Source organism: Candidatus Anaeroferrophillus wilburensis (assembly GCA_016934315.1).
GTDB lineage: Bacteria > Desulfobacterota > Anaeroferrophillalia > Anaeroferrophillales > Anaeroferrophillaceae > Anaeroferrophillus > Anaeroferrophillus wilburensis.
The window spans coordinates 1-12,590 of the sequence record JAFGSY010000004.1 but is presented as its reverse complement, the minus strand read 5'-3'; the positions used below and the strand labels follow the sequence as shown (position 1 = coordinate 12,590).

12 protein-coding genes are annotated in these 12,590 nt (G+C 49.1%); 8 read left to right on the top strand and 4 right to left on the bottom strand.

All coding sequences use genetic code 11. The features are described 5' to 3' along the window. The 3 genes from lysS to JXO50_00250 all read right to left on the bottom strand — a co-directional run bounded on the left by lysS (position 1) and on the right by JXO50_00250 (position 3,136). Positions 1-1,503 (bottom strand): lysine--tRNA ligase, encoded by a 1,503-nt coding sequence (gene lysS / locus JXO50_00260; GenBank protein ID MBN2331517.1) that lies wholly within the window; start codon positions 1,501-1,503, stop codon positions 1-3. Between the two features lie 90 nt (positions 1,504-1,593). Continuing rightward, a complete protein-coding gene (locus JXO50_00255; GenBank protein MBN2331516.1) occupies positions 1,594-2,385 on the bottom strand; it encodes a tetratricopeptide repeat protein in 792 nt (263 codons plus the stop codon). Between the two features lie 64 nt (positions 2,386-2,449). Next, entirely contained in the window at positions 2,450-3,136 is a 687-nt protein-coding gene (locus JXO50_00250) for a tetratricopeptide repeat protein (protein ID MBN2331515.1), read from the bottom strand. Between the two features lie 354 nt (positions 3,137-3,490). Between JXO50_00250 and JXO50_00245 the strand changes: the two genes are divergently transcribed. Both JXO50_00245 and JXO50_00240 read left to right on the top strand, forming a co-directional pair. Further along, positions 3,491-4,756, top strand: a complete 1,266-nt coding sequence (locus JXO50_00245; protein ID MBN2331514.1) for a glycosyl transferase family 2 — start codon at positions 3,491-3,493, stop codon at positions 4,754-4,756. Between the two features lie 23 nt (positions 4,757-4,779). Continuing rightward, positions 4,780-5,148, top strand: a complete 369-nt coding sequence (locus tag JXO50_00240) for a response regulator (protein MBN2331513.1) — start codon at positions 4,780-4,782, stop codon at positions 5,146-5,148. Between the two features lie 123 nt (positions 5,149-5,271). Here the strand turns inward: JXO50_00240 and JXO50_00235 are convergent, their stop codons facing one another. Further along, positions 5,272-5,826 (bottom strand): hypothetical protein, encoded by a 555-nt coding sequence (locus tag JXO50_00235; GenBank protein MBN2331512.1) that lies wholly within the window; start codon positions 5,824-5,826, stop codon positions 5,272-5,274. Positions 5,827-5,984: 158 nt separating this feature from the next. Here JXO50_00235 and kdsB point away from each other — a divergent pair, with 158 nt between their 5' ends. From kdsB to JXO50_00205, 6 genes are all read left to right on the top strand, one after another. Beyond that, entirely contained in the window at positions 5,985-6,734 is a 750-nt protein-coding gene (gene kdsB / locus JXO50_00230) for a 3-deoxy-manno-octulosonate cytidylyltransferase (GenBank protein MBN2331511.1), read from the top strand. Positions 6,735-6,835: 101 nt separating this feature from the next. Next, a complete protein-coding gene (locus tag JXO50_00225; GenBank protein MBN2331510.1) occupies positions 6,836-8,014 on the top strand; it encodes a tetratricopeptide repeat protein in 1,179 nt (392 codons plus the stop codon). Between the two features lie 76 nt (positions 8,015-8,090). After that, entirely contained in the window at positions 8,091-8,378 is a 288-nt protein-coding gene (locus tag JXO50_00220; GenBank protein MBN2331509.1) for a hypothetical protein, read from the top strand. A gap of 437 nt (positions 8,379-8,815) precedes the next feature. Further along, the gene (locus tag JXO50_00215; GenBank protein MBN2331508.1) at positions 8,816-9,520 is read left to right on the top strand and encodes a hypothetical protein; all 705 of its coding nucleotides are present in this window, start codon (positions 8,816-8,818) and stop codon (positions 9,518-9,520) included. A gap of 112 nt (positions 9,521-9,632) precedes the next feature. Continuing rightward, positions 9,633-10,658 carry a DUF4935 domain-containing protein gene (locus JXO50_00210; protein MBN2331507.1) on the top strand — a complete coding sequence of 342 codons (1,026 nt, stop codon included), beginning with the start codon at positions 9,633-9,635 and terminating at the stop codon, positions 10,656-10,658. Between the two features lie 90 nt (positions 10,659-10,748). After that, complete coding sequence (locus JXO50_00205; GenBank protein MBN2331506.1) at positions 10,749-12,290, top strand: FAD-dependent oxidoreductase; 1,542 nt, start codon at positions 10,749-10,751, stop codon at positions 12,288-12,290. The last annotated feature ends 300 nt before the right edge of the window (positions 12,291-12,590 follow it).

Below are 12,590 nucleotides of genomic sequence, written 5' to 3'. Positions count from 1 at the left end.
TCAGGACTCTTTTTGCTCGGGCTTCAACAACGGAAAAAAGATGACATCACGGATGGAGGGCGAATCGGTCAGCAGCATAACCAGGCGGTCGATACCGATTCCCTCTCCGGCCGTCGGGGGCAGACCGTATTCCAGTGCTCTGATGTAATCGGCATCATACTGATGCGCTTCCTCATCACCGGCGGCTTTCTCCTTTACCTGCTGAATGAAGCGCTCCCGCTGGTCAAGGGGATCGTTCAACTCGGAAAAAGCATTAGCCATTTCACGACCGCCGATAAACAGTTCGAAGCGATCGGTAACTGCGGGGTTGGTCTCATTTCTCCGGGAAAGGGGAGAGACTTCGACAGGATAATCGGTAATAAACGTCGGCTGAATCAGCTGATGTTCAACCTTCTCATCAAAAATTTTCAGTAACAGCTTGCCGTAGCTGCTGTCCGCTTCAGCCACCTCGATGTGCTGTTCATCCGCCACTTGCCGGACCGATGCGAAATCCAGGAGCTGCGCCTGCGGGATGTTACCATATTTTTCAATTGCCTCAACTACCGTCAGATGATCCCACGGGGGGGTCAGATCGATATCCTGACCCTGGTAGATGATCCTGGTGTCACCACATACCAATACGGCCAGGTGGGCAAACAACTCCTCCGTAAGTTGCATAAGGTCAAGATAGGTGGCATAGGCCTGATAAAACTCCAGCATGGTAAACTCAGGATTATGCTGGATGGAGATGCCCTCATTGCGAAAATTCCGGTTGATTTCAAACACCCGTTCAAATCCGCCGACCACCAGGCGCTTCAGGTAGAGTTCCGGGGCAACCCGGAGAAAAAGCTCCATATTCAAGGCGTTGTGATGGGTGGTGAATGGCCGAGCGGTTGCGCCGCCGGCAACCGGCTGCATCATCGGCGTCTCAACCTCAAGGAACTCACGCTGTTTAAAAAAATCACGCATGCCGTCGATGATTTTTACCCGCTTCACAAACGTTTCCGCCACTTGATCATTAGCCAGCAAATCGACATAGCGCTGCCGGTAGCGGGTTTCAACATCCTTCAGCCCGTGCCATTTTTCCGGCAAAGGCCGGATGGCTTTGGTCAACAGGCAGACCCGGTTGGCCAGAATGGTCAATTCTCCGGTCCGGGTGCGAAAAACCTCCCCCTCCACACCGATAAAATCACCGATATCAAACAGTTTAAAAACCTCAAAGAAATCATCACCAATTTTATCTTTGCGGACGTACACCTGAATCCTGCCCGTTCGATCTTTCAGATGACCGAATGCCGCCTTGCCAAAAAAACGCAGCGACATGAGCCGGCCAGCCACGGAAGCCCGGGGCGGAAATTCTCCCAGCTCTTTGTCATCAACATCGCCATAGCGGCCGAGAACGGCGGCGGCTGTATCTCCGGGAATGAAATCATTCGCAAAGGGATTAACCCCCAAAGCCTGGAGCTTTTCAATCTTTTCGAGTCGCTGATCCCGCAACGTCTGTTTTTCCTGCGTAATCCCCATCAGGTTATCACCATTATTTCCTTCTCAGCAGTCACCGGTACATAAACCGTCAAAAGCGGCAACTCAACCGCAACCATTTCGTTGCATCGTTTAATGAAGGGTCCCTGCCTTAGGCAGTCCGGCATCATCAAGCCGCTGCAATTGTTCGCTGGCCTGTTCGGCCCATTCCGTTCCCTGTCCCATGGTCAGCACCTGGGAAAAAGCTTCCCTGGCCTTCTCATGGTCACCAAGCTGGACAGATGCCATGCCGTACCACCACCAGGCATCAACCTGACGGGGCGACAATGTTGTTGTCTTCTCAAGGCATACCCGCGCATCATCAAATCTGCCATCCTGATAGAGCAGCAACCCCAGGTTGTAATAGGCGAGGGGGAAGTTCTGTTTCAGGGAGATTGCCCGACGATAGCACTGTTCGGCACCCTGACGCTCACCCCGTTTTTCCAAAACCTTGCCCAAGTTGTTAAAAGCCAGTTCCGGGGTGCGGTATAGGGGATTTTTCAATGCAGTGCGGAACGACTCCTCCGCTTTGGCATCATCACCGGACAAAAGATAGAGGGTCCCCAGATTATTATGGGCATCAGAATACTCCGGATCAAGCTCGGTGGCCTGGCGGAAGGCTGTTTCTGCCTGGGCATAGTCCTGCACCTGCCAGGCCATCACCCCGGTTAAAAAATAGAGCCGCTTATCCCGGATACCACGGTCGTGGGTACGCTGGATATACTGTTTAACAAGATCATAATTCCCGCTGCTGAAGTGATGGAGAATCTCCTCATAAACATCATCCGGCAGGGAGGGGGCGGACGGTTTATCAGCCCCGGTGCCAGCACAGCCGAACAGCAGCACGAGCCAGACCAGCACACCCAAGGTAACCGCACGGCTCATAACTGATGACCCGCAACTGAAAAGATGAGCATATTCACAAAATCTGGCGCTTTCATAAAAAGCATTAACTGCCGATCAATTTCAGGCGCTCCAGCCGGCCTTCAACCCATGGCAGCAATTGAGAATCGGGTACGAACTGAATCATGTTCTCATAGGCCGCCACTGCATCATCGACCTTGTTCAGTTGTTCAAAACTCATCCCCATGAGCAGGTACACATCTTCGCGGAACGATGTTTTATCAGCCTGCAGCGCCTCGAGAATCTCTATACTCTTGGCGTATGCCTGCTCAGCAAAGGCAACATAGGCAAGGCCAAGCCGGCACAAATCAGCAACATAGCCGTCCGCTTTGACCAAAGCCTCCTCATAAGCATGACGGGCTTGGTCATAGTCCTGCAGGTCATAGTAGCCGTTCCCGCGAAGATAACATAAAAGAGGATATGATGCCGCCAGTGGCGCATTTTCAGCCCCGGCTTTCAGTTCCGCAAGCATCTCCTGAACCTGACTGCTGCTGCCGGCTGCTGTGGCATACGCCTGCAAACCAGTGGTCAGCACCTGCGATGCCCGGCGGTTTTGATAGTTGAAATAGCTGGAGACGCCGACAACGCCCGCCAGAGAAATCGCCAGCACCACAGCACCAACGATGACGGACCGCCGGTGTCCCTTAACATAACCAAGCGCCATGGTGGCGGTTTTCATGAAACCGTCAGGCTGGCGCAATTCCCGCCTGACCGTAATGCGACCCTTTGCCATTGTCAGTCAATCCCTTTCCTTTTTCCCAACCGCAAGCTTCAAACAAGATACCAGCGACCACACGGTAAAAATATCCGGTGAAAAACCGGCTGGCACCGGAAAAATCAGTAGGCATCCATACCATAGTCACTGACAATAATCAATAACGAATGCTGAGCCACAGCCACCTTTGCCGGCAGTGATTTTTTATAAAAAAACGTTTTATTATTTTCTGCAACGCCACTACTTTATGATGACGTTATTCTTCTTTCTTCTCATCCTTACCTGAAAAGCATCCCCCACCCTATTGACAGTTGCAGCGCCAAGGATTAGTCTATAGCAAAAAGCGCCGCCAAACAGAGGAGGTCATGGATAATGAAAACCAGCGCGCTCAATGATCAGGCCGGCAAGGCTGTGGCAACCATAAAAAATGCTGACATCCTGGTGGGCATTCCCAGCTACAATAATGAGGAAACCATCGGTCACGTTGCCGAAGCAGCAAAGCTGGGATTGGCTAAATACTATCCTGACGCCAAGGCGGTGCTTTTCAATTCCGACGGCGGTTCGAGCGACCAGACCAGCATCATCTTCGAACGGGTTGCCAAGACCAATTCCTATGATACGTTCTTTGTCAGCGAACCACACACCCCCCTGGCAGCCATTTCGACTCCCTACATCGGCTCCCCCGGCAAAGGATCCGCATTCAAGGCTATTTTCGAAGCCGCCCGGCTCCTCAAGGTCAAGGCATGTGCCGTTTTGGATTCTGACCTGCGCAGCGTAACTCCCGAGTGGATCCAACTGCTTCTGGCTCCCGTCTTACACAAAGACTATGGCTATGTCTGCCCCTTTTACCGGCGCTACAAATACGATGGTACCATTACCAACAGCATTGCCTACCCCTTGACCAGGGCTCTGTACGGCCGGCGGGTGCGTCAGCCAATTGGCGGTGATTTCGGTTTCGCCGGCAGCCTGATTGACCTCTATCTGCAGCAGGATGTGTGGGAAACCGACGTCACCCGGTTCGGCATCGATATCTGGATGACGACCACTGCCATCGTTGAAAACACTAAAATCTGCCAGTCATTTATGGGCGCTAAAATCCATGATGTCAAAGATCCGGGTGCTGATCTCGGCCCGATGTTCATCCAGGTGGTGGGAACCATTTTCTCCCTCATGGCGGCCAACAAAGCCCGCTGGCAGGAAGTCATCGGCAGCCGCCCGACCGCTATTCTCGGCTTCCAGTCGGAAACCGCTCCCCGCCCCCTGCAGGTGAACGTCTCCCGCATGATGGCAAAATTTACCGACGGCGTCTCGGCCCATACAGATCTCTACCGCCGGGTCCTCACCCCGGAAACCTTTGCAAAGCTGCTCGAAGTTGCTGAGATGGCCGGCAGAACAATCGATTTTCCGAAAACATTATGGGTCAGGATTATCTATGATTTTGCCGTTTTCTACCAATCGACCACCGAGCGCGCCGCCCTGCTGGAGTCGCTGATTCCGTTGTATTACGGCTTCATCTCATCTTTCGTTCATGAAACTGAAAATCTCGATGACTACCAGGCGGAAGAGGTGGTGGAAAAGCTCTGCGAGGTTTTTGAAGACAGCAAACCATACCTGCTGGAGCGCTGGCAGCAGCAATAATATCGAAGGAAATGGAGAAAACCATGGAAAAACAGAAAAAAATTCTCTGTATAGACGACGAGGAAAATATCCGGCTGCTGCTGGCCTGCGAACTGGAGGAGGAGGGCTATGAGGTCATCAGTCTCGGCGATCCGTTGCAGGCGATGGAGATCATCGCCCAACAGCAGCCGGACATCATCATCCTGGATATCAAGATGCCGCATCTAAGCGGGATAGAACTGCTGAGTACCATCCGTGACCGATATTATGACCTGCCGGTAATTCTCCTGTCAGCCTACAGCTCCTTCAAACGTGATGTCTCTGCCATGGCTTCCGATTATTATGTGGTAAAATCGGGGGATCTGACCGAATTGAAGAAGCTGGTTAAAAGGATTCTGCAAACCCACATCTGAGGGCAGCACCACAGACGGACCGGCAACCGGATCACTTGAAAAAGTCGGGAAAGTGCAAAAAAAGGGGGGGAAATAGAAAACGACGGGCTGCCGAACCGCAACCCGTCGTTTTTTCAGAAAAGATCAGTTTTCGGTCGCTGGCTTGGATTCGCCGGTTTCAGCTTCAGGGGCAACCTTCTTTGCTGCGGTCTTGGGAGTTCCGCTCTTGGCGGTTTTGCCGGCGGCAGCCGGCTTTGCCTTTGGTTTCGCCGCCGGCTTTCTTTTCGATGCCTTCTTTTCCTGGCCAGTCGGATCGGAAACAGGTTCAACCGGAGAAGCGGCAGCCTTCTCAACCGTCGGCTCAGACACTTCAGGCTCGCCCACGACGACTTCCGGCTCTCCGGGCATCATCTCCGCCTTAATCTCGTTGATTTCCTGAATCAGCAGCTCCTGCTCCTGATCAAGGTCAGACAGCGTCAGGAGCAATTGGGATATCTCCTCCTTGTCCCAGACGTTTTCTTCTTTCTGGAGCATCTTGAAGATGTAGAGCCGTTCACCTAAATTCTGAAAATAATGTTTCCGCTGGCGGCGGATGGAAGTTAACTTGACCTGCCGGGTAGCAACCCGACAGAGTTTACCGGTTTCAAAGCTGATTTTTCCCAGTACCGATTTCCCGGTCTGAGCTGCGCTGTCTTCCATGACCCCTCCCCCACTAACCTGAAAATCCTTATTGCAGGTGTTTGCGTTAATCGTAGTGTATAGCTAAATGATTAATTGTTGCTTTGTCAAGATTTTTCTGCCAGATACTAATTGGAGAGAAAGGCTGAGCACAGCTTCAAAGAGGAGTGTTGACAAGTATGCTGATGATCATTATCCCGGCTCGTTATCAGTCATCCCGCTTCCCGGGAAAACCATTGGCGCTGCTCAAAGGCAGGCCGATGATCCAATGGGTAGTGGAACGCTGCCGTCAGGCCCGACTTGCTGATCGGGTGCTGGTTGCCACCGATGATGAAAGAATAGTCCAGACCGTCAGGGAGATGGGGGGTGAGGCGGAACTGACCAAAGCTGATCACGCCAGCGGTACTGATCGGATTGCCGAGGTAGCCGGCCGTCATCCGGACGTATCATGGTTGATCAACGTCCAGGGGGATGAACCGGATATCGCCCCAGCACTTATTGACCGGCTGGCCGAAGAACTTCAGAAAAGCAGCGCCGAAACCATTGTCACCGCCTGCACCCCCATCACCTGTCTTGATGATTTTCTCTCCCCCCATGTCGTCAAAGTCGTTACCGATCAAGCCGGCCGTGCCCTCTACTTCTCCCGCTCGGCAATCCCCCACCATCGGGATCTCGCCGGGAAAGATTTGAAATTCCCCAACCCCTGCTGCCGGCAGCATGTGGGGATTTACGGCTTCCACCGCTCTTTTCTTCAGCAGCTGCCAGCGTTACGACCTGGCATTTTGGAAGAAATGGAAAAGCTGGAGCAGCTGCGCTGGCTGGAGAACGGCTACCGTATTCAGGTTGTCACCACCGAATACCATAGCAAGGGCATCGATACCCCCAAAGACCTTACCTCCCTGGCAGACAGGTGGGAAGAAAAAAAATGATGCCCTTGCCCTATGCTGCAATATCTCCACCTTGGGGATCACTTTGGTCAAGACACCTGGCAATACTGTTTCGGCAGTTGCACCTTAACTGAGTTGGGATCATGTCATCTTTTGATGCACGCAAGCTGCAGGATTTATACAACTCATTCGCCCAGGCGGAATACCAAACCCTGCTTATGAAGCTTGCTGCAGACCTGAGTGAACAGCTGAATCCTTTACCGCTGAAATACCAGATCAAAGCCCGGGTGAAGGATTTCAGCAGCTATTTTAAAAAAATATCCACCAAATCGACGGCGGATACCGCAGGCATAACTGACTTTCTTGGCATGCGCATTATCTGTCCCTTCCTCGATGATCTCACCGTGGTGGAAAAAACGCTGCTCGAACACTTTCCCATCCGGGAAGTGGATCATAAGGGAGAACGTCAGTCTTTCAGAGAGTTTGGCTACGACTCCATTCATCTGCTCCTGGACCTGCAGGGACAAACCGTCCCCCATCCGCTGCCGATGGTGGATGGGGTCTGCGAAATCCAGCTGCGGACTCTTCTCCAGGATGCCTGGGCCGAAGTGGAGCATGATTTGATTTACAAGTCCGACTGGTCCATCCCAACGGATCAGATCAGAAGGAAACTTGCGGCGCTGAATGCCAATCTCACCCTCAGCGACATCATTTTCCAGGAGTTGCGTGACTTCCAGAAGGAGATTGTGCTCAAACAGGATAAACGACGCAGCATCCAGAATGCCCGGACAGGCATCCTCTCCTCACATGAGTTGCGTCAACAGTTGGGCAGCGAGCCCCAGGGGGATGATGACAAAGTGGACTTGGGAAAAATCATCCTCAAGGCACTCACGGCCCATGCCGAGGAAGATTTCAGCCGGGCAATCCGCCTCTACTCCCGGGCCCTTAAACTTCCCGCCGAAATACACATCCGCTCGATTTTGCTGAACCATCGCGGAATGGCTTATTTTGCCCTGGGCGAAAACAACGCCGCCAAAGCCGATTTTCGTTCGGCCAAAGAACTGGACGAAGGCAACTTTCGGGCATGGTACAATTTAGGTCTGGCACACAAAGTCCTGCAGGAGTTTGACAGAGCTATTGAAGCATTTGCAAAGAGCAGCGAATTACATCCCGGCTTTTTTGAATCTGCCGAGCAGCGAATCCGCCTGTTGATGGACCTGGGGCTGCACTCAGAAGCCCGCAACGTCTTCGGGATACTGCAGAAGCACCACCCTGATGCCCCGGAGGTCAGGCTGCTGCAAAAAGAAATAATGTCAGGATAAGACAATACAATTACCATCTTGGCCAATGAGAACCAAGGCCAACTACCAGAATACTATGGATGCCATGAGATGCCGTATGAGTAAGGAACTTATTCGCCAATACGCCATGGATGTCGGTGCGGATGTGGTGGGATTTGCCGCTATTGCCGATTACAACTCGCCGCTCTCCCCGGCGCCGCAGAACATCATGCCCGATGTGCAGTCCCTGGTGGTTACCGGATATCGGGAAAATGACGGCGCCGTCGAAAGCCCTAATAAACGCATCTCCATGGCTTCACGAACTGCGTTGCCTGAAAAATTCCCAACCGTATGGCATTGGCGCAACCCTTTCGTATCTGCACTCATTTATCAGTGCATCGCCTGAAGAGCAGAAAAACCTGCTCAAGGAGCCCGTTTTTCTCGAACTGTACCAAGCCGGGTTTATCGGTTTTCAATATAACTGCTGGCAGTGCATGGCCGTATGCCCGGCAGGAATTAACCGACACACTTCGCCGGCAGGAGGCAAACACCTGTAGAATGCCGTCTGGTTTGCGCGTGGTTGATTTATTGATGCAGGAACAGATAGAGATAGCCACGACGTGGCAAGATAAAAGGTTTTACGATATAGTTCAAGTTGCTGATTGACCGGAAAGTATAGTTTGGCAGTAGATATCTTTCAACGTATATCGCTCATTAATGAATGATATCCGGTTATAAAACAAGAGACACAACCGATATTTCTTTGTCAAGATTAGCTGGTTTGAGTAGATATCAGGAAACCATAGAATAACTTGTTATGTTGCTAAGCAAGGATAACGATAAATGCCTGAATCCAAATTGGATATTGCTGAAGTTGTCGCTCTGAAGCGGCAGGAAATAGGCGGCGAAGAAAATGACGTGCTCAAGCGCCTAGAGTTGAGTACTCAGTCGATTTATCATCGGGCGCAGTTTTGTGAGTATCACTATTCCGTTCTAGAAGAGATAGTATCGGAAAAGAATCTCGTTTTAGACCGATTAGGGGTATATCGGAGATCAGGCGACACTGTGGCTGTCCGCTTTGTCTATGAAGCAAATATCTTCGCATTTATTCAAAACCTGCATGCATTACTAGATTCCTTTCCTTACGTACTCAATTTATTCTTTCCAGTTACTGATCCTGAAAGTTCTGATGTGACGTGGAACAAGAAGTTCATGGCGAAGTATCGCGGTTTTTCCTTTGGTGGAGCGCTTAAAAGTTTTTGTGTAAATGAAGAATTTCAGCTGCTGCGGGGCTATACGAATGCCATGAAGCATAGAACCCTGCTGCGTGTGAAGAATAATTGGAGACGCCTCGAGTTTGAAGAAATAACCTATGAAGGTGTCTCTCTCGATAGTCAGGGTGGTTTTTGCAGGACTCAGAAAACAGCACCTGAAGTGAATGTCATGGACTATCTAGTTAGGTGTCATGACAGTCTTATCCCAGCCTATTTTAGGCTGTGGGAAGAGGTCAAAATTGAGAAGATCAATGTTCTTTCCAGCGCAACATAACAATTCATTGCAGCGGACGTTTGACCCGCCACCTATTTTTGCTTCCGCAAAAACAGGCGTCGCCTAAAACGCCGCTGAATTCATGCGTTAGAAAGCTGAAAGATATATTTTAATGGACGATATCATCATATTAGACACTAATGTTTGGGTTTATAGCACTAAGCTCATGGCATCCCCTCTTGGCGCAGCTTTAGCTTCAGCTATAAAGCGAAATAGCTATGTGATAGCAATCCCTGAGGTCGTTAATGGTGAAGTACAAAAACACGTTGTCAAACATGGGCTAGAAGCAGTAGAAAAAATCGACGATAACTATAAAATTATTGAAACCCTTATGGGCAAGCGTGACGATTATAAAGTTCCTGATGAAACTTCTTTTAAAAACCGCTTCTCAGAGAGGTTATCTGAATTAGGTCTTAATTGCTTTTCTATACCGACTACTCTCTCCATGTATAAAAACGCCTTAGTTCGAGTGATCAATGGAACGCCTCCAAATGGAATGAAAAATCAACAATATAAGGATTCTCTTATATGGGAATCTATCCTATTCCTTTCTGAAAAAAGCGACGTTCATTTCATTACTGAAGACAAGGGATTTTTTAAGGAGACAAGTCCAAATAGAGGAATTGCTCAGGAACTAATATCTGAATTAGATAGTCTGAAAAACAAGGTATATGTTTATTATCAAACGAAAACATTTTTAGATGAAATAAGCCAAAGTCTACCTCCAATAAATAGAGAAATTATTACCTCTAAAATAAGTGAATATATTTATCCTAAAGTGATCGAAGAAATAGAGAAAAAGGGTGCCTTTTTTGAAGGAATGTCTGGTAAAAAAGTTGCGCTATATCTTACAGAGAACCCGAGTTTGATAGCGGTTGATTTTAGTATTATATATGACCTGTCAAATGTGATTCCCTTAAACGAAAAGACCGGCATACCTGCCATTCGAAAAGTCGAAGGATCGTGTATGTGGAACATTGGATCTCAGGATATAGAGAATCTTTCGTTAAGATCTCATAAAACATACGATACTGACGGGAATGAAATACCAGGCTTCGGCCACCACATATTGGGCGTTTCAAATATTACTATTGGTAGAAAAACGATTAAATATAAATTGAAAACTCCTTTTAAATAAAATGGTTTCTAACCTCGGTTTTCAGCGGATCGCGAGGACCATGCGCCCGCTGAAACCGGCCGTTGGCCAAAATATCATTAGAGGCTGTAAATGATATCCATAAAGAAGTCTCCGGTATCGTCCACAGAAGATCTGAAGTATGATACTGATATTGTTATCGCAGGTGGCGGGCTAAGCGGGCTTTCGGCAGCACTAACTGCAGCTGAAAGTGGCGTAAAGGCAATTGTTCTTGAAAAATTGCCTTTTCTCGGCGGTGCCGGCATTTTCCCGGAAGGTTCTCTTGGAATCGGCACTCGGTACCAGAAAAAAAATGAGATTCAGACAACGACTGCTGAGGTTTTTGCCAAAGTAATGGAATTTCACCATTGGCGCTGCAATGCATCGGTCATTCGCACGCTTCTCAACGAGTCTGGCAAAACAATCGACTGGTTAACGGATTATGGGGTCGAAATTAAGGGAATTAGAACAATGTTTCCGCCTGAAAAAAGCCTGAATGTGTGGCACATTTTTAAGGGCTCAGGATCTCGAGTTGTGAAGATAATGTCTGAGAACATAAAAAAGAAGGGTGGACTGATATTAACCAATACGCCAGTAAAAAAATTACTGATCAATGATGATGGAGCCGTTATCGGAATAGTAGCTGAGAACGTTTCGGGTAAGACGCTAACCGTTACTGCGAAGGCTGTCATCATGGCAACTGGCGGTTTTGTCAGCAACAAGGAGATGTTGAAGAAATATGTACCGGATGTCAGTACTCCGGGAATGGCAAAACTCATGTATCGTGGGCCAGCTATTGATGGTAGGGAAGGTGACGGAATTAATCTGGCGTTAAGCGTCAATGCCGCGCTTGCCGGCATGGGAACTCTTGCAGGAAATAGCCCTTATCTTGACAATGAGCCGGCAATTCGACAATTCAGAGGACCGGACCATATGAAGCAAATGCGTTGTGCGTTGAGCCAGCCATTTCTATGGGTGAACAGACATGGTGATCGTTTCTACAATGAGTCCTTCGGTTCGGTTTTTAGCGATGTCTACAATGCAATGACTTCAAACGGTGGTTTGATGTGGTCTATTTTTGACGGCCACATGAAACAATATATGGTCGAGAATGGCCCTCTTACACCATTTAACGACATTGTTGTTCCGGGACAAAAAATGACAGCACTTGATATAGGTATTCAGAAGGGTATTGAATCAGGCTTTGCCTTCAAGGCCGATACAATTGAAGCTTTAGCAAATAAAATACACATAGAACCAACGAAATTGCGTGAAACAATTGAAAAGGTCAATCGCTATGCTGACCAGAAAAATGATCCGGATTTCAGCCGAAAACCAGATCACCTAGTCAGATTTGATACTCTGAATGGTCCTTACTTCGCCCTGAAAGGCCTACGTGCTTTTTTCCTGACTCTGGGTGGAGTCAAGATAAACACGAATATGCAAGCTCTTGACAACAAGGATAACATTATTCCGGGTTTGTATGTAACCGGCCAAGATATAGGCGGTCTTTATGACAGTACATATGACCTTCTTGCGGAAGGTTCTGCAAGCAGTTTTGCTCTCAGTTCCGGACGTATTGCGGTAAGAAGCATTATTCAAAATAACATAGCAGGAAAAAATGATGTCGTTTAGCGAAAAGATAAAGGATCAGGTTTTGACACAGGACTGAGATAACAGCATAAGCCACTGCCCAATCAGACGGTTAACCAGACCGCGAGAACGTTTGCTGATTTCCCCGTCGGTTGTTGGCGCGGCTGCAGTCGGCTACACGAGCCAGACAAGCAAGCTTGTCAACTCGCTCGCGACTGATCCGCGGCGATTGGGCAACATAGGAAATGACACTTGTGACCTCATTACAACCAAGTAATCCTGAATCGATAAGTTCCAACAAGGGCTTTTACCGCAAATTGCCGAAAGGCATTTGGGCGCTTG

Bases quoted from the DNA above. Each gene is read 5' to 3' on its own strand.
- lysS (MBN2331517.1), bottom strand. From the start codon at position 1,503: ATGGGGATTACGCAGGAAAAACAGACGTTGCGGGATCAGCGACTCGAA.
- JXO50_00255 (MBN2331516.1), bottom strand. From the start codon at position 2,385: ATGAGCCGTGCGGTTACCTTGGGTGTGCTGGTCTGGCTCGTGCTGCTG.
- JXO50_00250 (MBN2331515.1), bottom strand. From the start codon at position 3,136: ATGGCAAAGGGTCGCATTACGGTCAGGCGGGAATTGCGCCAGCCTGAC.
- JXO50_00245 (MBN2331514.1), top strand. From the start codon at position 3,491: ATGAAAACCAGCGCGCTCAATGATCAGGCCGGCAAGGCTGTGGCAACC.
- JXO50_00240 (MBN2331513.1), top strand. From the start codon at position 4,780: ATGGAAAAACAGAAAAAAATTCTCTGTATAGACGACGAGGAAAATATC.
- JXO50_00235 (MBN2331512.1), bottom strand. From the start codon at position 5,826: ATGGAAGACAGCGCAGCTCAGACCGGGAAATCGGTACTGGGAAAAATC.
- kdsB (MBN2331511.1), top strand. From the start codon at position 5,985: ATGCTGATGATCATTATCCCGGCTCGTTATCAGTCATCCCGCTTCCCG.
- JXO50_00225 (MBN2331510.1), top strand. From the start codon at position 6,836: ATGTCATCTTTTGATGCACGCAAGCTGCAGGATTTATACAACTCATTC.
- JXO50_00220 (MBN2331509.1), top strand. From the start codon at position 8,091: ATGAGTAAGGAACTTATTCGCCAATACGCCATGGATGTCGGTGCGGAT.
- JXO50_00215 (MBN2331508.1), top strand. From the start codon at position 8,816: ATGCCTGAATCCAAATTGGATATTGCTGAAGTTGTCGCTCTGAAGCGG.
- JXO50_00210 (MBN2331507.1), top strand. From the start codon at position 9,633: ATGGACGATATCATCATATTAGACACTAATGTTTGGGTTTATAGCACT.
- JXO50_00205 (MBN2331506.1), top strand. From the start codon at position 10,749: ATGATATCCATAAAGAAGTCTCCGGTATCGTCCACAGAAGATCTGAAG.